Consider the following 18576-nt stretch of genomic DNA (forward strand, 5'->3'; position numbering starts at 1 on the left):
ATTGGATACTTTCCTCTATCGACCCACCACTGGAATGAGACATAACCCGGTCTTCGATGCAGAAAAAGGGGTTTGACGCGAAAATCAGAATACATTATCCAATTTTCACCAGATATCACCTGCCCGGCAACGTCGCGGCAGCCATGACGAGGATTTCCCGTGGGCCTCATCGCTCCCCGTCTTGACGTCATCAAGCCAAGCCCCAGCATGGCGGTCACCGCGCGGGCAATCGAAATGCGCTCGGCCGGCATCGACGTCATCAGCCTGAGCGCCGGCGAGCCGGATTTTCCAACGCCTCCGCACATCGTCGAGGCGGCCTACGAGGCGATGCGCAGGGGTGAAACGCGCTATACGGCGGTCGACGGCACCGCCGCGCTGAAGAAGGCGGTGGCCGGGAAATTCAGGCGCGAGAACGGCCTCGATTACAAGCCTTCGCAAATCAGCGTCGCGGGTGGCGCAAAGCAGATCATCTACAACGCCCTGCTGGCAACGCTGGCCCCCGGTGACGAGGTGGTCGTCCCCGCGCCCTATTGGGTTTCCTACACCGACATCGTCCTGCTCGGCGAAGGCAAGCCCGTGGTCGTTCCTTGCACGGAGGCGCAGGGCTTCAAACTGACACCGCAAGCCCTGCGAGCCGCGATCACCGGGCGCACCAAATGGCTGCTGCTCAACACGCCTTCCAATCCGACTGGCGCCGTCTACAGCCCCGACGAACTTGCCGGCCTGGCCGGGGTGTTGCTCGATCACCCGCATGTGCACGTTCTGACCGACGACATCTACGAGCATATCCTGTTCGATGGACGTACCTTCCATACCATCGCCGGCGTCGAGCCGAGGCTGAAGGACCGTACGCTGACAGTGAATGGCGTGTCGAAGGCCTATGCCATGACCGGCTGGCGGATCGGCTATGCCGGCGGGCCGGAACCGCTGATCCGCGCCATGGCCACCGTGCAGAGCCAAAGCACGTCGAACCCGTCATCCATCTCGCAGGCCGCGACCATTGCCGCACTGGAAGGTCCCCAGGACTTTCTTCGCCCTCGGGCGCTCGAATTCCAGGCTCGGCGCGACCGCGCTCTGGAGCTGCTGCGCAAGATTCCCGGCCTTACCTGCCAGACGCCCGAGGGCGCCTTCTATCTCTATCCCAATTGCTCGGCCCTGATCGGCCGTCGTCGCCCCGACGGCACTCCCATCGGCAGCGACGATGATTTCTCGCTTTACCTGCTCGATCAGGCGCGGGTCGCGGTGGTGCAGGGCTCTGCCTACGGGCTGTCGCCGCATTTCCGCATTTCCATAGCCACGTCGATGGATCTGATCGAAAAAGCGATCGGGCGAATCGCCAAGGCTGTCGAAGCGCTGCGATAGGGTCGGCGATGGATCTCGACTTCGTCCAGAAGCTGATCGAATTTGTCTCGCGTTCGCCCATTGCCGAACTGGAGATCGAGCGCAATGGCGTTCGCATCCGCATGTCCAGGCAGATGGCGCCGGCGCAATCCGCGTCGCAAGCGCAATCTGCGTCGCAGTCGGGGCCAGCCGCCGTCCCTGCCGTCTTCACAAATCCGGCTTCGACATCTCCGCCCATCGCACGCTATTCGATCCGCGCGCCGCTGACGGGCGTGTTCTACCGCTCCGGCACCGAAGGTGAACCGCCGCTCGCTTCGGTTGGCGATATGGTCGTGGAAGGGCAGAAGGTTGGTGTCCTCGAAGCCATGAAGACGTTCAATGTCGTGGAATCCGATCGCGCTGGGCGGATCGTCCAGATCGCGTTCGACGACCATGCCGCGGTGCAGTCCGGCGATGTGCTGTTCGTTCTCGAAGATTTGGGCTGAGGCGATGTTCGACACCGTCCTTATCGCCAATCGTGGTGAAATCGCGCTGCGCATCCTGCGCGCCTGCCGCGACCTCGGATTGAAGACGGTGGCGGCGCACTCGGAAGCGGATGCGAGCCTTCGACATGTCGCGCTGGCGGACAGGGCGATCTGCATCGGACCGGCGGCCGCGACGGAGAGCTATCTCAACATCGCCGAGATCATCGCGGCCGCGCAACTTACCGGCGCCGGCGCGATCCATCCGGGCTATGGTTTCCTCTCGGAAAACGCCGCCTTCGCCGAGGCTGTTGAGAATGCCGGTCTCATCTTCATCGGGCCGTCCGCGGCGGCGATCCGCACCATGGGCGACAAGGTCTCCGCCAAGCGCACGATGATCGCCGCCGGCGTTCCCTGCGTTGCAGGGTCGGAGGGTGCGCTGCCGCAGGACGAGCAGGCAGTGCGCGCCATTGCCGAGGCCATCGGCTATCCGGTCATCGTCAAGGCAGCGGGCGGCGGCGGCGGGCGCGGCATGCGCATCGTGCGCGAGCAGCACGCCCTGATGGAAGCCGTTTCAATGGCGGTGAAAGAGGCGGACCGGGCGTTCGGCAACCCGCAAGTCTATCTGGAAAAATTCCTCGAGCATCCGCGCCATATCGAGATCCAGATTCTGGCGGACAAGCATGGCAGGGCGGTCTGGCTCGGCGAGCGGGATTGCTCCATGCAGCGCCGCCACCAGAAGATCATCGAGGAGGCGCCGGCGCCCGGCATCGCCCGCGAGGCGGTTGCCGAGATCGGCGAGCTGTGTGCCCAGGCATGCCTGACCATCGGCTATACAGGCGCGGGCACATTCGAATTCCTCTACGAGGACGGGCGCTTCTCTTTCATCGAGATGAACACCCGCGTGCAGGTGGAGCATCCCGTCACGGAACTTGTCACCGGCATCGATATCGTGCGCGAGCAGATCCGCATCGCCCGGGGCGAACCCCTGTCGTTCAGCCAGGAAGACATCCGCATCCAGGGCCACGCCGTCGAATGCCGCATCAACGCTGAAGATCCATACAGCTTTCGCCCGCATCCGGGCCGGGTCGAGCGCTGGACGCCGCCCGGAGGTCCCGGAATCCGCGTCGAATCGCATCTCTACTCCGGCTACACCGTCCCGCCGCACTACGATTCATTGGTGGCCAAGCTGCTGGCGCATGGCGTGACGCGAGCCGAGGCGATCCGGCGCATGAGCGGCGCGCTGGGCGAGATGGAGGCTGTCGGCATCGCCACCAACGCGCCGCTGCACGGCCTCCTGATGGACGAGCCCGGCTTCGCTGCCGGCGGCTTCGATATCCATCATCTCGAACGTCTCATTGAAGGCGGTCTGCTCCAGGGACGAGGCGGCGATGACGATTGAGGAGATCGAAAGGCTGGCCGCCTGGTGCGCTAGCGCCGGCATCGGCGAGATCGAAGTGTCGGAGGCCGGCTTTTCGTTGCGCCTGCACATGCAATCCGTTGTTGCCTCGACACCCCTGGCCGAAGCCCCGAAGGCCGAAACGGCCTTCAAGGGCGTGCGCGCGCCCGGCGTCGGCGTGTTCCGTCTCGATCACCCGACGACCGGTCGCCCGATCGCCGAACCTGGCCAGACGGTTCGCAAGGGCGAGACGGTCGGCGTCCTGCAGGTCGGCCAATGCCTGAAGGCAATCGTTGCGCCGGCAGACGGTGTGCTGGGTGCAGCGCTGATCGAGGACGGAGCGGTCGTCGGCTACGGCACGCCGCTCTACGGGCTGGTGTGAAGCAAGGCGATGGTTCGAACCACTGAGGAAAGCGCCATGGCGGCCCAAGGATTGCAGGTCGATATCAATTCCGACATGGGCGAGGGTTTTGGAGCCTACAGGCTCGGCGACGATGCGGCGATCCTCGACATCGTCAGTTCCGCCAATGTGGCCTGCGGCTTTCACGCCGGCGACCCCGAGATCATGGCGGCCACGTTCTCGATGGCGCGCGACAAGGGCGTTGCTGTTGGCGCGCATCCGAGCTTCGCCGATCTGTGGGGGTTCGGACGCCGCATCATTCCGCATTCCATGGATGAGATCGAAAGGCTGGTCGCCTACCAGATCGGCGCGGCGCAGGCGCTTTCCGCCTATGCCGGCCACCCGATCCGCTACGTCAAGGCGCATGGCGCGCTAGGCAATCTTACCCAGACCGATCGTGGCGTCGCCGAAGCGGTGACGCGCGCGGTCAAGGCCGTCGATCCCGGCCTGATCTGCCTGGCCATTGCGCTCGGCTTCCAGGACAGGATCGCGCGCGACGCGGGCCTGACGGTCAGGTCCGAAATCTTTGCCGACCGCGCCTATACGGAGGAAGGCTTTCTTGTCTCGCGCAAGCTGGAAGGCGCTGTCATCCACGACGCCGAGAAGGCGGCAGAACGGGTCGTGCGGATGGTCAAGCAAGGCGCCATCGAGACGCTTTCCGGGCAGATGCTGCAGACGCCGATCGATTCGATCTGCGTCCACAGCGACACGCCGGCAGCCGTCGCCATCGCCGCGCGCGTTCGGCGACGGCTGGAGGCGAGCGGCGTCAGGGTCAGAGCGTTCGCGGCCTGAGCACGGCCGCGTCCGTTTCAGAACCAGACGTCGCTGAGGCGATGCCCGCGTGGATAAGGGTCCGTCGGGTCGAGGCCATATTGGCCGATGCTGGTGATCCAGGCTTGTCCGGCGATGGTGACCACGACAGCGTCGCGATCGCCGAGGCGCGTATTGGCGATCACGCGGGAATCGAAATGGGTCCCGATGATCGATCTGTTACGGAACAGCTCGCCCTTGACGATCTGCCCCTTTGCCGACATCACCGCCAGCCGCCCGGTGGTGCCGGTGCCTGTCGGTGAGCGGTCGAGCCTGCCATGCAGGCACACCGTGCCGTTGACGCTTTCCACGCGCCCGTCGACGCGCTCGATCGGACCTTCGAAAATCACGTTGGACACGTCGCGGATCTTCGGGTTCTCCGGATGCACGACCTTGAGCTGTTCGTTGACCGCCTTCTTGATGCGTTGGCCCATCAGCGACATCTGGTGGGCCTCGTCGGGTGTTATGGAAAAGCCGAGTGCGCGCGCATTGACATGGGCGAAAGTCATGCCGCCATAGGAGGTGTCGACGGTGATCGTGCCGAGCCCTTCCACCTCGACATGCGTGTCGAGGTGGAGTGCAAAAGCCGGTACATTGGTGAACTCCACCTGCTTCACCTTGCCGTTCTCGCAGAGACAGCGCACCTCGATCATGCCGGCCGGCGCTTCCATGCGCAGCAATGTCTCAGGCTCCTTCATCGGCACCATGCCCGTCTCCAGCGCCACTGTGGCGACGCAGATGGTGTTTGAGCCGGACATGGGCGGGTATTCCGTGCTTTCAATTATGACGTAGCCGAGATCCGCCGAGGGATCGCAAGGCGGCAGGATGATGTTGCCGTTGACGTAGGGCGCACCGCGCGGCTCGAACAAGAGCAGCCCACGAATGTCGTCCATATGCGCTTCGAGATACTCCTTCTTTTCGAACATGGTCTTGCCCGGAACGTCCTTGACGCCTCCGGTGATCACATTGCCGACTTCGCCCTCGGCATGGCAGCCGACGACCGTGAATGTTTTCGTCCAGCGCATTTTTCTCCTCCTGTGATTGGTCTTGGCCCTGGCGATACCGATTCAGACCGCGTCGAGCCCCCGTTCGAGAAAACGATCGAGTTGTTCCATTTCCTGGTGCGATAGGACGATACCGTCGCGCTCCGACGTCTCGCGGGCTAGGAACCGCCTTTGCGAGGGCAGGCGCGCACCCTGGCCCAAGATCGCCTCGAACAGCGCTTCAGCACGGCCCAGCGGATTGCCGGGCCGGCCGGCGGCGAAGGCTTTCGGCGAGAAAGCGATGACCAACTCTCCGTGCGACGGATAAAGCGTCGTGGTGCCAAGCAGCTCGAGCGCCTCGGGGCTGGTCAGGTCGCCGATCATGATCCCGGCGAGCAGTTCGATCATCGTCGCGATGGCCGAGCCCTTGTGCCCGCCGAAGGGAAGCATGGCGCCCGCCAGGGCAGCTTCGGGGTCCGTCGTTGGCCTGCCGTCAGAATCCATGGCCCAGCCTTCCGGCAGCTTCTTGCCTGCCCGGCGGTGGAGCTCGATCTCGCCGCGCGCGGCAACCGAGGTCGCGAAGTCGAAAACGTAGGGAGGCTGCTCTTCTCGCGGCCAGCCAAAGGCAAAAGGATTGGTGCCCAGCAATGGTCCGTTGCCACCGGTCGGAGCGACGGTGGCATAGCTCGGGCACATGGCCAGGCCGGTCAGGCCTGCCTGTGTCAAAGCTTCGACCTCCACCGAAAGGGCGGAAAAATGCACCGCATCGTTGATCGCGAGTGCGGCAATGCCGCACGACCGTGCCCGCTCGATCAGCACCGGCAGACCCAATTCGAAGGCTGGGTTGGCGAAACCATGCTTCGCATCCACTTTGACGAGGGCGGGAGCGTCTTGAGGCAACAACTCGGGCACCGCGTGTGGGCTCACCTTTCCGGCCTTGATCGTCCGCAGGGCGCCTTCGATCCGGTAGATGCCATGCGACTTGCAGGCATCGCGTTCCGCCGCGACGATGACCCTTGTAATGGCGCTGGCCTGAATGGGGTTCAGTCCGGCCTTGCGGAAAATTGCATCGACGCGCTCATGCAGGGCATCGGTGGTGATCGTGGTGTTGGTCATTTCTGGCCTTCGGGCTTGGCTGCGCGCAAACGCTGCCTTTAAAAATCCAGACCACCGGCAAAGGCTCTTAGATCCTGTGCAAGCAAAGCGGGCTGCTCGAGGGCTGCGAAATGACCACCGCGCGGCATCGCTGTCCACTGGCGGATGTCCTTGAAGACGCGCTCGACCCAACTCCTTGGCGGCATCGGCAGCTCTTTGGGGAACAAAGCCACTGCAAGCGGGACGTTGATCGCCGTGCCGGGCGCGAATGCAAGCGGACGGGCGCGCGTTTCCCAATAGAGCCGCATCGACGAAGCGACGGTCCGGGTGAACCAGTAGAGCGAGATGTTGGCGAGCATGTCGTCGCGCGAAAAAGCGGCGTTGGCCAGATCGCCATCGCAATCGCTCCAGTCGCGGAACTTCTCGATCATCCAGGCCGCCAGTCCGACCGGCGAATCCGTCAGCCCGTAGGCAAGCGTTTGCGGGCGCGTCGCTTGAATATGAGCATAGGCGCCATGAAGATCCGCCCATCCGGCTTTCCGTTCCAGGAAGGCGCGTTCTTCCAAGCTCAGGTCGCCATCCGGGCCTGGATCGTGAGGAGGTGAGTATGAGCCGGGGACGAAGTTCAGATGCACGCCGGCGAGACTGCCTGGATGCGCGTGCGCCAGACAGGTCGACACGCTGGCGCCCAGATCCCCGCCCTGGGCGAGATATCGCTCATAGCCTAGACGGCTCATCAACTCGGCCCAAAGATCGGCGACGGTGAACAGGTTGAGGCCAGGCCTGGTCGGCCGGCTCGAAAAGCCATAGCCGGGAATCGACGGGGCCACGACGTTGAAGGCGTCCTCCAGTCTTCCGCCATGCGAAAGCGGATCGGTCAGAAGCGGGATCAGCCTGTGAAATTCGAAGACGCTGCCTGGCCAGCCATGGGTGAGTATGACCGTTCTGTTGGTCGCCACAGCGGCGCGCGCATGGATGAAATGGATGGTTTCGCCGCCGATATCCGTCTGGTAGTGCGGATGGATGTTCCAGGCGGCTTCCTGCTTGCGCCAGTCGAAGCCGGTGCGCCAGTGCTGCATAAGTCGGCGCAGTTCCTCGTGCTCCGTTCCCTGCGCCCAGCCTATCGCCTGCAACTGGTCCGGCTCGCGCCAGGTCGAGATGCGCTTCTTCAAATCGTCGATTTCAGACTGGGCAATCTCGATGGTGAAGGGGCGAATTTTCATGGAGTCCTCTGCTCGCCGGCCATAAGGTTTCGGGCGGCGATAAAGTCGTGACTTTGCTGCCGGTTCGCGCGAAGCGCTTCCGTCGACGCTTTTATCGAGACCGCTGAGAAACGCAGGCGCGCGCCGACCGGCGCTTGCGCCAGCCGCCAGAGGTCGGCTTCGATCACCGTAGCGATCTTCGGATAGCCGCCGCAAGTGTTGGCATCGGCAAGTTGGATGATCGGTTGGCCGGACGGCGGCACCTGGACTGTGCCTGGTACGATGCCGTGCGAGAGCAATTCGAGCGGTGAGAGGAGCGAAAGCGTCTCTCCAGCAAGGCGATATCCCATACGGTTGGCGTCGTCGGTGATGCGCCATTCGCTGCCGGTGAAAGCCGCCTGGGCCTCCGGCGTGAAGGCGTCGAACTCGGCGGCCGGCAGAACCCGCAATTCGATTGCCGAGGCCAAGGCGTCCGCCGCGCCTCGTCGCTCCTCCAGCGCTGCGCCGATGCCGCCCGCGGGAAGGCGGCATTGCGCAGGTTTGAGCGCAAGCCGGTCACCGCGCGACAGGCCGCGTCCAGCGAACCCGCCGAAACCGCCTTTCACATCCGTCGCGCGCGACCCCATGACGGGCGGCAGATCGATCCCGCCGGCAAAGGCGATGTAGGAACGAGCACCGGCGCGCGGCGCCTCGAGGACAAGGGTCTCGCCTGCGCGGATCGTCATGGCCCACCAGGGCGGGCAGGGCCGGTCGCCGATGCTGACGGCGCAATCAGCGCCGGTGATGGCGACGGCGGTGTCGATATGCGCGCGCAGCCGGAACGGATGAAGCGTGACCTCGATCCCGGCGGCCGAAGGATCATTGCCCAGCATGAGATTGGCGATCGCCAGTGCCTGCTTGTCCATGGCGCCGCCATGGCTGACCCCCAGCGCCAGATGACCGGGCCGGCCGAGATCCTGGACCGTGTTCGGCAGGCCGGTGGTGAGGATCTCGATCATGCCTCGATCCCTGCAATTGCGAAGCGAATCTTGTCTCCGGGCCTGAGCAGCACGGGCAATTCCGCTTCGGCCTTGAAGAGCTTCACGTCGGTATGGCCGATGATGTGCCAGCCGGACGGCGCGGTCATCGGCATGATACCCGCCTGCGCGCCACCAATGATGACGGCGCCCTCGGTAACTTTGAGGCGAGGCGTGCTGCGCCTTGCCCAGGCAAGCCGCGGGTCGAGACCGGACAGATAGGGAAAACCCGGCATGGCGCCGATGGCGGCGACGGTGTAGCGGGCCGCCGCGTGGCGCCTGACGGTCTCGTCGACAGACAGGCCGCAATGCGCGGCCCAGCCGGTGAGATCCTCGCCGCGCGCGCCGCCGTAGTGAACGGGAATCGTATGATGCGTGCCGGTCACCGGGTGGGCATCGGTGGCGGACCAGAGCGACATCAGTTGATCTCCGACGCTGTGGGCGTCTGTGGCGAGCGGGTCAAACACCACCAGCAGGTTGTTCATGCCGGGAACGGCCTCGCGCACCCCTTCGAGGCTCAGCGCGGCATTCGCTACCGCCCAGACCAGTTCCTGGGTGGCATCGTTGAAAGCCCCCTGCGTTCCATCGAGCAGCAGCGCGCCCGATCCCGCAAGGCTGATGTGGGGCGTACCGACAACCATGGGCGGTCAGTCCTTCACCGGCACCGTATAATTCAGGATCAGGCGACCGCCGTCCGGATAGATGGTCTGGCCGACAATGTATGAAGCGTCGTCGCTGGCCAGGAAGGAAGCGACGCTGGCAATCTCCGATGGCTCGCCACAGCGGCCGCTCGGCGTGCGCGACAGGATGGTCTGGCGCTGCGCTTCGCTGGCCATGACCGAGCTCTTGACCATGTCGGTCAGGATGGTGCCGGGGCCGATGGCATTGACGCGGATATTGTACGGGATCAGTCCGACGGCCATCACCGCGGTCAATTGCTTGATGCCGCCCTTGGACACGGCATAGGCGACGGAATTGGGGATGGCCAGAATGGCGTTGATCGAGGACATGTTGATGATCGAGCCGCCGCGTCCCTGTGCGATCATGGCTCTTGCCGCGGCCTGCCCGAGCAGGAAGGGCGCCTTGAGATTGACCCGCTGAACCAGGTCGAACGCCTCCTCGGGGAAGTCGACGAAATCGTCCAGATGGATGATGCCGGCATTGTTGATGAGGACGTCGACGCCGCCGAATCGCTCCGTGGCCTTGGCAACAATATCGGCTGCCATTTCCTGCGTGCATTCGGAGAGATCCGCCGATAGCCAGGCGGCACGCTCGCCCAGACGTTCGGCATGCTCGCGCCCGCGATCGGCCTGTATGTCGACAAGCACCACCTTGGCGCCATCGGCATGAAAGCGCTCGGCGCAGGCAAGGCCCAGGCCTCGTGCCGCCCCGGTGACGATCACGACTTTTCCTGCGTGCTTCACAACCCAATCCCTTTTTCACAATTGCGCATTTATGGATATGTTATCCAATCTATCTTGAACTTCGACGCCATTGCAAGCCCCGGATAAGTGGATCTGTTGGGTCGGTTCCGCAGCCGTTTGCCGTTTCTAAGCCGCTTTTGGCTTTTTTCTGCCAACCATCTTAAGCCGGTTGACTCCACTGAATTAATTGTGATTGGATACTATATTCATAAAGCGACGACGGCGAGGAGTGTAGGCGATGGCGGATGGATCTCAGGAAAGCGAACTGATCGACGCGTTCCGCGCCCTTGCGACGCCGTTGATCAGTGACAATCTCGCTCGTGTCCCCGGGGCTGTCGGGTTACGGCCGTTTCATCGGGTGAGCGGCGTCATGGCGGGGAGGGCGCTGACGGTCAGGACCCGCCCCGGCGACAACCAGTTCATCCATCGTGCGCTCGATCTGCTACAGCCCGGCGACGTCATTGTCGTGGACGGCGGTGGCTATGAGGGGCGCGCGCTGGTCGGCGAAATCATGACAAGTGTCGCGGCTTCGCGTGGCGCCGCAGGCATTGTCATCGACGGCGCCATTCGCGATGCCGGTGCCATCGGCCGCAATCCGTTCCCATGTTTCGCGCGGTCGGCCATCCATCTCGGACCTTACAAGGATGGTCCGGGAGCCATAAATGTTCCCGTCTGCATAGGCGGCATGGTCGTCGGTCCTGGCGACATCGTCGTCGGCGACGAGGATGGCGTCGTGGCATTTCCAATCGACGGTGCCGCGGCCTTGCTGGCGGCCGTCCGGTCGCAGGAAGCCCGCGAGGCCGAGATCATGCAGAGCATCCAGGAGAACCGTTATCAGGGAGCCTATGCCCGGGCTTCAAGCGGCAGTCACTGATCTGCCGGGTCAGTCCTTGCCGGTGACAATCGTGTGGCCGGCTGGCGATCTTGCTCAACATAACCGCTCCGCAGCTAACCGAGGGCGAAACAATGCATTTCGGGCACGCCGCCTGGATGCACCAACAGGGGAAAATGGAGAGAATTGATGGTTGTTTCCTTCAAGAGGCTAACTTGCGCCACCGCCCTTGCCGGGCTGGCTCTGACCACGATGGCCGCGGCTGCCGACATCAAGATCGGCATCGTGGCCCCCATGACTGGCCAACTGGCCAGTGAAGGGCAGGATATGGAGAACGCCGTGAAGATGGCGATCGATGCCGTCAACGCCAAGGGCGGCGTCAACGGCGACAAGATCACTACCACCACCGCCGACGACGCCTGCGATCCGCAACAGGCGGTGACCGCAGGCAGCAAGCTTGTCTCGGAAGGCGTGACCGCCATCGTCGGCGGCTACTGCTCGGGCGCCGTCTTGCCGACATTGAAGATCTATGGTGACGCCGGCATTCCGTTCGTCATCATCGGAGCGAACTCGACCAAGCTGGTCGCCGCCAATCAGGGCAATGCCTTCCTCGCCAATTCGACCGGCGACATGCAGGCGACGACAGCCGTCGAACTCTTCAAGAAGAATGGCTACAAGAAGTTCGCGTTCGTGGACGAAGGCGATGCCTATTCATCCGACCTAGCCAAGTTGACCGCCGAAGCTTTCAAGAGCGCTGGCGGCGAAATTGCCGCCAAGGAGACCACCACGGCCGGCGAGCAGGACTATTCGGCGGTCGTCACCAAGATCAAGTCGAGCGGCGCCGATGCTGTCTTCTGGACCGCCTACCATGCCGGTGGCGCTCTGCTCACCAAGCAACTCCGGCAGGCCGGGTTCCAGGGCGGCATCGTGCTGGGCGACGGCAACAATTCACCGGAATATCTGGAGATCGCCGGGTCGGCCGGTGAGGGCGTGTACCTGTTGTCTCCGCCGACTGTCGACCTCTTGTCCGGCGCCGCCGACTTCAAGGCCAAGTACAAGGAAACCTATGGCCGCGACGCCGGCGCCTATGCGGCGCTCTCCCACGATGTGGGCGACCTGATCGTCGATGCGATCACGCGGGCCAAGTCGGCGGATCAGAAGGCGATCATCGAGGCGCTCAAGGCCAGCGATTTCAAGGGCCTCGCCGGTGAAATCAAGTTCACCGACAAGAACACGCTCCAGACCTCGAACTTCCGCCCGGTGATTGCAAAGGGCGGCAAGTGGGTGGCTGTCGAATAAAGGCCAACCGGATTGATGCCGAGGCAGGCCTTGTGGCGGCCTCGGCGTCACCGCCGATTGTCTGGTGCGCCGACGCTGCGCCCAGACAAGACTTTTTCAATTCTGCCCTGGAGCATCAATGACGCTCGACCTGCTTATTCAGCAACTGGTGAACGGTCTTATCGTCGGCTCGTTCTATGCCCTGATCGCGCTTGGCTACAGCATGGTCTTCGGCGTCATCAAGCTCCTGAATTTCGCCCATGGCGACATCTACATGAACGGCGCCTTCGTCGGCCTCATCGTGTTCTCCTTTGTCGGCATATGGGTCGGCAATGGCTGGCTGGGCGTGGTCTGCGCCCTGCTTGTGTCGATGCTGGCTGTCGGCTTGCTCGGCGTCATCATCGAACGCTTCGCCTATCGGCCGATGCGCAATGCGCCGCGCCTCTCCATCCTCATCACGGCGCTTGGTGCCTCGATGGTGTTGAACGGCACGGCACTCGCCCTGACCGGCGGGCGGCATTACGCCTTCAACACCGACCTCGGTTTTGCCGGTGTCGACATTTCCACCGTTCATATCACCTACACGCAGATGGTTCTGGTGGCCGCCTCCATTGCTCTTATGGCAGGCATGCAGGCCTTTGTCTCCCGCACCATGTACGGCAAGGCGATGCGCGCCGTGTCCATCGACATGGGGGCGAGCCGCCTGATGGGCATCGATGTCGACCGGGTGATCGCCTTGACGTTTTTCATGGGCTCGGCGCTCGCTGCCGGCGGTGGGGTCATGGCCGGCGCCTATTATGGCAGTGTCCATTTTTTCATGGGCTTCATCATGGGGCTCAAGGCCTTCACCGCCGCTGTCATAGGCGGGATCGGCAGCGTGCCGGGCGCCATGCTCGGCGGCTTGCTGCTCGGCCTGCTCGAGGCTTTCGGTTCGTCCTTGCCCTTCGTCGGATCGGAGTGGCGTGACGTCTTCGTTTTCGGGACCCTGATCCTGTTCCTTGTGTTCAAGCCGACCGGCCTTCTTGGACGCTCTGTCGTGGAGCGGGTGTGATGATCGACGAAGTGAGAACCATGCCGGCAGCCGTGCAACCGCAATTGATGCGCTGGTCCGTCGTGCTGCCCGGCCTGGCGGCACTCGCCGTCGCGCTGGTGTTGCCGCAATTCGCCAACGGCTATGTGACCGAGGTGGCGACCACGGCGCTGCTCTATGTCGTTTTGTGCCTCGGCCTCAACATTGTCGTTGGCTATGCCGGCCTGCTCGACCTCGGCTACGCCGCCTTCTTCGCAGTCGGCGCGTACACGTCAGGCATCCTGACCGCCGAATTCGGGTTCAATTTCTGGCTCACCATCCCGGTCGCCATGGCGGCAGCCTGCGTGGCTGGCATCATCATCGGGGCTCCGACATTGAGATTGCGCAGCGACTATCTGGCGATCGTGACGCTGGGCTTCGGCGAAATCGTGCGCATCATCGCCCGCAACCTCGACATCACCGGTGGCGCGAGCGGACTCATCGGCATCGAGCGCCCGGAGATATTCGGCTTCAGGTTGATGCAGGTGCAGCACTTCTACTATGCGTTCCTGGTGCTTGCGCTGCTCACCGCCTTCGTCTGTCTGAGCGTCGAGCGATCGCGAATGGGACGAGCCTGGTTCTACGTTCGCTACGATGAGGACGCCGCCGCTGGCATCGGCATCAACCGTGTCACGGCCAAGCTGCAAGCCTATATGATGGGCGCGGTGATCGCTTCGGTGGCCGGATGCCTCTACGCGGCCAAGATGACGGCCATCTCGCCGGAGAGTTTCACCTTCAACCAGTCGCTGCTCATCCTTCTCGGCGTCGTCCTGGGCGGCATGGGCCGCATTCCCGGCGTCGTCCTTGGTGCTGTTCTGGTGGCCCTGCTTCCCGAAGTGCTGCGCGGAGCAGGCACCTATCGTCCCCTGGTGACCGCGATTGCGCTGCTGGCAATCATGCTCTTCAGGCCGAACGGGCTGTGGCCGGACAAGCGAGTTTGACCATGGCGCTGCTGGAAGTCCGCGATCTGCGCCTCAGTTTCGGAGGACTGAAAGTCCTTCACGACATTTCGTTCTCAGTTGAGAAAGGCGCCATCAACAGTCTTATCGGGCCGAACGGGGCCGGCAAGACATCACTCTTCAATTGCCTGACCGGCTTCTACAAGCCGAAGGGCGGCTCGATCAGTCTGGGCGGCCGGCCAATCACCGGCTTGCCGCCGCATCGCATCACCGCGCTCGGCCTCGCCCGCACATTCCAGAACATCCGGCTGTTCAAGGAAATGACCGTTCTGGAAAACGCCATGTCCGGCCAGCATTGCCGCAGCCGCCACGGCATCATGTCGGCGATCCTGCACTTGCCGGCACAGCGGCGCGAGGAGGAGACGATCCGCGCGGCTGGCATGCGCTGGCTCGATTTTGTCGGTATCGAGCAGCATGCGCATCGCCGCGCCGGCGGTCTCTCTTATGGCGATCAACGGCGGCTCGAACTCGCAAGAGCCCTGGCGTCGGCACCCGAACTCATCCTGCTGGACGAGCCTGCCGCCGGCCTGAACGAGCGCGAGAAGCTGGACCTTGTGCACCTGATCCGCCGCATCCGCGACGAAACCGGCGTCACGGTCCTGCTGATCGAGCATGATATGGGCCTGGTCATGCAGGTGTCGGAGAAGATCGTGGTGTTCGACTATGGGCAGAAGATCGCCGACGGACGGCCGGAGGCCGTGCGAACAGACCCCAGGGTCATCGAAGCCTATCTCGGTACGGAGGAATGATGGACGCCGAAATCGTTCTTTCCGCGGACCGCATCGTCGCGCGCTATGACGGCATCGAAGCCCTTCATGGTGTCAGCCTTTCGGTCAAACGCGGCCAGATCGTCGCCCTGCTTGGCGCGAATGGTGCGGGCAAGAGCACCACGCTGCGCACGCTGTCCGGCCTCGTTGCCGCATCCTCCGGATGTGTCCGCTTCCTGGGCGAGGATATAACCAAAGTCCCTGCCCATCGCCTGCCGCATCGCGGGCTCGTCCACGTTCCGGAGGGAAGGCGTATTTTCGGCGACATGACGATCAAGGAGAACCTTGACCTGGGCTCTTTCACGCTTGCCGACGACGCCGAGCGCCGCCGGCGGCTGGATCATGTTTTCGAGCTCTTCCCCATCCTGGCGCGCAGACAGAATGGCGATGCAAGGAACCTCTCGGGAGGCGAGCAACAGATGCTGGCGATCGGCAGGGCCCTCATGGCCGCGCCCAAGGTGCTGTTGCTCGACGAGCCTTCCATGGGTCTGGCGCCGCAACTGATCAAGGAAGTCATGAACATCGTGCAGCGCCTCAATCGTGAAGGCGTGACCATCCTGCTTGTGGAGCAGAATAGCAAAGTCGCCTTGAAATTCGCCGACTATGGCTATGTGCTCAAGGCTGGGCGCGTTGTGCTTGAGGGACCAGGCAGTGATCTTGCGAGCAACGAAGCGGTCATCAGCGCCTATTTAGGTGGCGTCGCTGCTTAGCTGGCAAAGCTGCCAACTCCCGGATTTTTACAAAATGAGGCCGCCACTCCAGTCCAGCCCCTAACATATTGATTTGTGCAGGAAGCACTGACCCTCAGAGACAGACTACGCTGGCTTAAGATGACTGTGCCTCTAGACGGACGGCGGCGACAGGATGAAAAGCGCTTGCGCCTGCTTGGTGGCGGAACTGTTGCGGAAGGTGTGGAGGCGTCTTGGGTCGAAGGTCGTGGCGTCGCCTTCGAGCAGGACGACCTCAATTGATGACGCAGGCTGAGCGTAAAGGAATGGATCGCGGCCTGTGAGAGCAAGACGAGCGTCGAGTTCCAGGAACATCCGTCGTTGATTTGCGTTTGCTCTCCGAGGTTAGACGTTTTCAAACCGAAGGAGAACGGTGTCATGGACTGGAACCGCGTGGAAGGAAACTGGAAACAGGTGAAAGGCAAGGTCAAGGAGCAGTGGGGTAAACTCACGGATGACGACCTTGACCGCATCGCCGGCAAGCGCGATCAACTCGAAGGCAAGATCCAGGAGCGTTACGGCCTCGAAAAGGACCGTGTGCGGCGCGATATCGATGACTGGTACGGTCGACAGGGCTGGTAAGCGCGTGAGCCCCGGGCCGCGGCCAATTCCAAGACGCGGCCCAACAGTCCGGCAGGTCCGGCTCATGCAGATGCCGAGCCTTATCGTCAGTTGAATTTTGCAGCAAGGATTTCGTACTGTGTCAGAAGATATCTCTCGCAAGCAAGAGCAACGGGGGACAAGAAGGATCGTCATGTGGGCGATCGCAGTTACCGCTGTGATTTTCCTTGTTCTGCTGGCTACATTCGTGTTCGGCCCGCTGGTATGATTTTCATCGCCGATGATTGAGTTGTTTCCAGCGAGATCCGGGGATGATCGGGCGTTTGAGGGCGCTTGCAGCGGCCACCGGGCCGCGTCTTGCGACTGCGGCAGCAGGCGCGGATGAGCCGACAACCCGTCAAGTTGATGCCATCCGCGCTGCCCTGGGTGGCAGGCGTATTCGCGGCAATCGCCATTGTTCCGGTAGTTTGCGCCATCAACTTGGTCCGCGGCGACAATCTCCGGGAAACCACCATTGCACAGGCCATCGGGGGCGACCCTGACCGGGCCGTCCCGGCAATGATCCGCAACGGCTGTGGCGGATGTCACGAAATCCCGGGAGTGCCCGGCGCCCGTGGCACCGTCGGTCCGTCCCTGCAAGGCGTCGTCGAAAGAGGGATATACCGGGCCGTCGCGAGCCACCCCGGATGCGATGATGCGCTGGATCAGCAGGGCGCGGTACGTTGACCCGAAGACGGCCATGCCCAATACAAATCTGTCGCCTCAAGAGGCGCGCGACATTACCGCCTATCTCTACGCGCGAACATGAGGCGCGCTGAAGTCGCCCCACGGCGCAGGCGTCTTGCCAGCAAAAGCAGCAGGCCAAGCATCAACACGGCGGCGCCCGCTACAAGTGATTGAGCCGCCAGAATCATGATCGTCTGGCTGGTTGTCGTTCCTGCCCGCATCTGGCGTACATCGGCCGCGGTGACGCTGAGGTCGGGATTTCCGAACCGCACGGTGACGTAATTTGCAAGAGCTGCCACCTGGCCATCATCCAGCCAGCCGCCGAAGGCCGCCATCGATTGACGCCCGGCCACGTCACCAGCTTTGACGCCTTCAAGGATGGTCATGACGACATCCTCGGGCGTGGCCGCGCCGGGGGTGCTGTTACGGGTCAAGGACGGATAGGATCCGTCTGATGATCCGCCTCCGTTCGCCCCATGGCACGTCGAACAGAGCGATCGATAGAGATCATCGCCGGTTGCGGTTCCGCTGCCTTGCGTCATCCCTTCGGTTCCAGCAATGTCGTCGGCCGCGGCCGCGGCCGCGTTACCCCATGAGAAACGCGGCTGCTTCTCGTCTCCCGGTTGGGCGGGCACGTCCCTGAGATAGGCGACAATAGCCTGGATGTCGTCGTCGGAAAGATGCTGCAGGCTGTTCATGACCGTTTCCGCCATCGGCCCGCCCGCGTAGGCCTTCCCGGGCACGGCGCCGGTTTTGAGGAATCGAGACAGCTCTTCGTTGCTCCAGCCGCCGACGCCTGCGATCTTGTCGCTGGTGATGTTGAAGGCGTGCCAGATGCCGGCGGTGCCGCCGGCAAGCTTGTGGTCTTCATCCATGCCGAACGTCGCATTCCTTGGCGTGTGGCAGGCACCGCAGTGGCCGAGCACCTCGACAAGGTAGGCTCCCCTGTTCCATGCGGCGGTCCGGCTCCGGTCAGGCGTGAAACTGCCGCTTTGGAGGTTCGCGAGCTTCCACAGCGCAACCGTCCAGCGCTGGTTGAATGGAAAAGGCAGAATGTTTCGCGGCCGCGGCTGGGAAATCGGCGGCTGCGCAAGGAGATAGGCCCGGATCGCAAGCACGTCCTCGCGGCTCATTGCGGCGAAGCTGTCATAGGGCATGGCGGGGTAGAGATCGGCTCCGTCGCGCCTGATACCTTTCTGGACGGCTCGCACGAACTCGTCCGCGGAATAGCGTCCGATGCCCGTTTCGAGATCTGGTGTGATGTTGGTCGAGTATACATCGCCGAAGGGCGTCGGCACGCGATAGCCTCCAGCGAAGGGGCGGCTCGGATTGGACGTGTGGCAGCCGATGCAGTCGGCCGCTCGCGTGAGATATTCACCCCTCTGGATTTCGCTCGCCCGCAGCTCGGTACAAACCGCCAACGATAACAAGACGAGTACGACCGACCGAGAAATGACGGCTGGAAATGGAATGCCCGTGGCAGGCCAAAGCGCGTACCGGCGGTGGATGGCCAATCTCCGCGTCT

Annotated in this window: 21 protein-coding genes; 13 read left to right on the forward strand and 8 right to left on the reverse strand. The window is 63.0% G+C overall.

Annotated elements, in window-relative coordinates; genetic code table 11:
- Positions 1-159: 159 nt before the first annotated feature.
- The 5 genes from NP503_RS01215 to NP503_RS01235 are packed head-to-tail and all read left to right on the forward strand — an operon-like array spanning position 160 to position 4393.
- Positions 160-1362 (forward strand): pyridoxal phosphate-dependent aminotransferase, encoded by a 1203-nt coding sequence (locus NP503_RS01215; RefSeq protein ID WP_127269418.1) that lies wholly within the window; start codon positions 160-162, stop codon positions 1360-1362.
- 8 nt (positions 1363-1370) lie between these two features.
- Positions 1371-1826 carry an acetyl-CoA carboxylase biotin carboxyl carrier protein subunit gene (locus NP503_RS01220; protein WP_127269419.1) on the forward strand — a complete coding sequence of 152 codons (456 nt, stop codon included), beginning with the start codon at positions 1371-1373 and terminating at the stop codon, positions 1824-1826.
- 4 nt (positions 1827-1830) lie between these two features.
- Positions 1831-3204: an acetyl-CoA carboxylase biotin carboxylase subunit gene (accC, locus tag NP503_RS01225; RefSeq protein ID WP_127269420.1), complete on the forward strand. Its 1374-nt coding sequence runs from the start codon at positions 1831-1833 to the stop codon at positions 3202-3204.
- On the forward strand, positions 3194-3583 hold the full coding sequence (locus tag NP503_RS01230) for a biotin/lipoyl-containing protein (protein WP_127272578.1): 390 nt from the start codon (positions 3194-3196) through the stop codon (positions 3581-3583). The genes accC and NP503_RS01230 overlap by 11 nt, the downstream gene beginning before the upstream one ends.
- A gap of 36 nt (positions 3584-3619) precedes the next feature.
- Complete coding sequence (locus NP503_RS01235) at positions 3620-4393, forward strand: LamB/YcsF family protein (RefSeq protein ID WP_127266699.1); 774 nt, start codon at positions 3620-3622, stop codon at positions 4391-4393.
- Between the two features lie 17 nt (positions 4394-4410).
- Here the strand turns inward: NP503_RS01235 and NP503_RS01240 are convergent, their stop codons facing one another.
- From NP503_RS01240 to NP503_RS01265, 6 genes are read right to left on the reverse strand one after another with little or no spacing between them, the layout of a single operon-like run.
- Positions 4411-5436, reverse strand: a complete 1026-nt coding sequence (locus tag NP503_RS01240) for a proline racemase family protein (protein WP_127266698.1) — start codon at positions 5434-5436, stop codon at positions 4411-4413.
- Positions 5437-5478: 42 nt separating this feature from the next.
- Complete coding sequence (locus NP503_RS01245) at positions 5479-6510, reverse strand: Ldh family oxidoreductase (protein ID WP_127266704.1); 1032 nt, start codon at positions 6508-6510, stop codon at positions 5479-5481.
- Between the two features lie 38 nt (positions 6511-6548).
- Positions 6549-7712 carry an epoxide hydrolase family protein gene (locus tag NP503_RS01250; protein WP_127266697.1) on the reverse strand — a complete coding sequence of 388 codons (1164 nt, stop codon included), beginning with the start codon at positions 7710-7712 and terminating at the stop codon, positions 6549-6551.
- The gene (locus NP503_RS01255; RefSeq protein ID WP_127266696.1) at positions 7709-8689 is read right to left on the reverse strand and encodes a biotin-dependent carboxyltransferase family protein; all 981 of its coding nucleotides are present in this window, start codon (positions 8687-8689) and stop codon (positions 7709-7711) included. Before NP503_RS01255 ends, NP503_RS01250 begins: the two co-directional genes overlap by 4 nt.
- Positions 8686-9348: a 5-oxoprolinase subunit PxpB gene (pxpB, locus tag NP503_RS01260; RefSeq protein ID WP_127266695.1), complete on the reverse strand. Its 663-nt coding sequence runs from the start codon at positions 9346-9348 to the stop codon at positions 8686-8688. The genes NP503_RS01255 and pxpB overlap by 4 nt, the downstream gene beginning before the upstream one ends.
- A 6-nt stretch (positions 9349-9354) precedes the next feature.
- Positions 9355-10131: an SDR family NAD(P)-dependent oxidoreductase gene (locus NP503_RS01265; protein WP_164748820.1), complete on the reverse strand. Its 777-nt coding sequence runs from the start codon at positions 10129-10131 to the stop codon at positions 9355-9357.
- A gap of 238 nt (positions 10132-10369) precedes the next feature.
- Here NP503_RS01265 and NP503_RS01270 point away from each other — a divergent pair, with 238 nt between their 5' ends.
- From NP503_RS01270 to NP503_RS01295, 6 genes are all read left to right on the forward strand, one after another.
- On the forward strand, positions 10370-11005 hold the full coding sequence (locus NP503_RS01270; protein WP_127266694.1) for an RraA family protein: 636 nt from the start codon (positions 10370-10372) through the stop codon (positions 11003-11005).
- Positions 11006-11152: 147 nt separating this feature from the next.
- Entirely contained in the window at positions 11153-12262 is a 1110-nt protein-coding gene (locus NP503_RS01275) for a branched-chain amino acid ABC transporter substrate-binding protein (protein ID WP_127266693.1), read from the forward strand.
- Between the two features lie 118 nt (positions 12263-12380).
- Entirely contained in the window at positions 12381-13292 is a 912-nt protein-coding gene (locus NP503_RS01280) for a branched-chain amino acid ABC transporter permease (RefSeq protein ID WP_023809510.1), read from the forward strand.
- The gene (locus NP503_RS01285) at positions 13292-14251 is read left to right on the forward strand and encodes a branched-chain amino acid ABC transporter permease (RefSeq protein WP_236382683.1); all 960 of its coding nucleotides are present in this window, start codon (positions 13292-13294) and stop codon (positions 14249-14251) included. Before NP503_RS01280 ends, NP503_RS01285 begins: the two co-directional genes overlap by 1 nt.
- Before the next feature lie 2 nt (positions 14252-14253).
- Entirely contained in the window at positions 14254-15018 is a 765-nt protein-coding gene (locus NP503_RS01290) for an ABC transporter ATP-binding protein (RefSeq protein ID WP_127266691.1), read from the forward strand.
- Positions 15018-15746 carry an ABC transporter ATP-binding protein gene (locus tag NP503_RS01295; protein ID WP_127266690.1) on the forward strand — a complete coding sequence of 243 codons (729 nt, stop codon included), beginning with the start codon at positions 15018-15020 and terminating at the stop codon, positions 15744-15746. The genes NP503_RS01290 and NP503_RS01295 overlap by 1 nt, the downstream gene beginning before the upstream one ends.
- A 132-nt stretch (positions 15747-15878) precedes the next feature.
- Here NP503_RS01295 and NP503_RS01300 read toward each other — a convergent pair whose 3' ends face one another.
- Positions 15879-16079, reverse strand: coding sequence for a hypothetical protein (locus NP503_RS01300; RefSeq protein WP_127270601.1), 201 nt, complete (start codon positions 16077-16079; stop codon positions 15879-15881).
- Positions 16080-16142: 63 nt separating this feature from the next.
- Between NP503_RS01300 and NP503_RS01305 the strand changes: the two genes are divergently transcribed.
- Both NP503_RS01305 and NP503_RS01310 read left to right on the forward strand, forming a co-directional pair.
- Positions 16143-16346: a CsbD family protein gene (locus tag NP503_RS01305; RefSeq protein ID WP_023809505.1), complete on the forward strand. Its 204-nt coding sequence runs from the start codon at positions 16143-16145 to the stop codon at positions 16344-16346.
- A 360-nt stretch (positions 16347-16706) separates the two neighbouring features.
- Positions 16707-17051 carry a hypothetical protein gene (locus NP503_RS01310; protein ID WP_164748821.1) on the forward strand — a complete coding sequence of 115 codons (345 nt, stop codon included), beginning with the start codon at positions 16707-16709 and terminating at the stop codon, positions 17049-17051.
- Positions 17052-17104: 53 nt separating this feature from the next.
- Here NP503_RS01310 and NP503_RS01315 read toward each other — a convergent pair whose 3' ends face one another.
- Positions 17105-18565 carry a cytochrome c gene (locus NP503_RS01315; protein WP_164748822.1) on the reverse strand — a complete coding sequence of 487 codons (1461 nt, stop codon included), beginning with the start codon at positions 18563-18565 and terminating at the stop codon, positions 17105-17107.
- Positions 18566-18576 lie beyond the last annotated feature (11 nt).

The sequence above is a fragment of the Mesorhizobium sp. SEMIA396 genome (genome assembly GCF_024518615.1).
Classification (GTDB): Bacteria; Pseudomonadota; Alphaproteobacteria; order Rhizobiales; family Rhizobiaceae; genus Mesorhizobium.

Excerpts from the sequence above, each read along its gene's own strand:
- NP503_RS01300 (WP_127270601.1), bottom strand. The coding sequence starts at position 16,079 with ATGTTCCTGGAACTCGACGCTCGTCTTGCTCTCACAGGCCGCGATCCA.
- NP503_RS01220 (WP_127269419.1), top strand. The coding sequence starts at position 1,371 with ATGGATCTCGACTTCGTCCAGAAGCTGATCGAATTTGTCTCGCGTTCG.
- NP503_RS01270 (WP_127266694.1), top strand. The coding sequence starts at position 10,370 with ATGGCGGATGGATCTCAGGAAAGCGAACTGATCGACGCGTTCCGCGCC.
- NP503_RS01295 (WP_127266690.1), top strand. The coding sequence starts at position 15,018 with ATGGACGCCGAAATCGTTCTTTCCGCGGACCGCATCGTCGCGCGCTAT.
- NP503_RS01245 (WP_127266704.1), bottom strand. The coding sequence starts at position 6,510 with ATGACCAACACCACGATCACCACCGATGCCCTGCATGAGCGCGTCGAT.
- NP503_RS01285 (WP_236382683.1), top strand. The coding sequence starts at position 13,292 with ATGATCGACGAAGTGAGAACCATGCCGGCAGCCGTGCAACCGCAATTG.
- NP503_RS01235 (WP_127266699.1), top strand. The coding sequence starts at position 3,620 with ATGGCGGCCCAAGGATTGCAGGTCGATATCAATTCCGACATGGGCGAG.
- accC (WP_127269420.1), top strand. The coding sequence starts at position 1,831 with ATGTTCGACACCGTCCTTATCGCCAATCGTGGTGAAATCGCGCTGCGC.
- NP503_RS01310 (WP_164748821.1), top strand. The coding sequence starts at position 16,707 with ATGAGCCGACAACCCGTCAAGTTGATGCCATCCGCGCTGCCCTGGGTG.
- NP503_RS01240 (WP_127266698.1), bottom strand. The coding sequence starts at position 5,436 with ATGCGCTGGACGAAAACATTCACGGTCGTCGGCTGCCATGCCGAGGGC.
- NP503_RS01290 (WP_127266691.1), top strand. The coding sequence starts at position 14,254 with ATGGCGCTGCTGGAAGTCCGCGATCTGCGCCTCAGTTTCGGAGGACTG.
- NP503_RS01280 (WP_023809510.1), top strand. The coding sequence starts at position 12,381 with ATGACGCTCGACCTGCTTATTCAGCAACTGGTGAACGGTCTTATCGTC.
- pxpB (WP_127266695.1), bottom strand. The coding sequence starts at position 9,348 with ATGGTTGTCGGTACGCCCCACATCAGCCTTGCGGGATCGGGCGCGCTG.
- NP503_RS01230 (WP_127272578.1), top strand. The coding sequence starts at position 3,194 with ATGACGATTGAGGAGATCGAAAGGCTGGCCGCCTGGTGCGCTAGCGCC.
- NP503_RS01305 (WP_023809505.1), top strand. The coding sequence starts at position 16,143 with ATGGACTGGAACCGCGTGGAAGGAAACTGGAAACAGGTGAAAGGCAAG.
- NP503_RS01250 (WP_127266697.1), bottom strand. The coding sequence starts at position 7,712 with ATGAAAATTCGCCCCTTCACCATCGAGATTGCCCAGTCTGAAATCGAC.
- NP503_RS01275 (WP_127266693.1), top strand. The coding sequence starts at position 11,153 with ATGGTTGTTTCCTTCAAGAGGCTAACTTGCGCCACCGCCCTTGCCGGG.
- NP503_RS01255 (WP_127266696.1), bottom strand. The coding sequence starts at position 8,689 with ATGATCGAGATCCTCACCACCGGCCTGCCGAACACGGTCCAGGATCTC.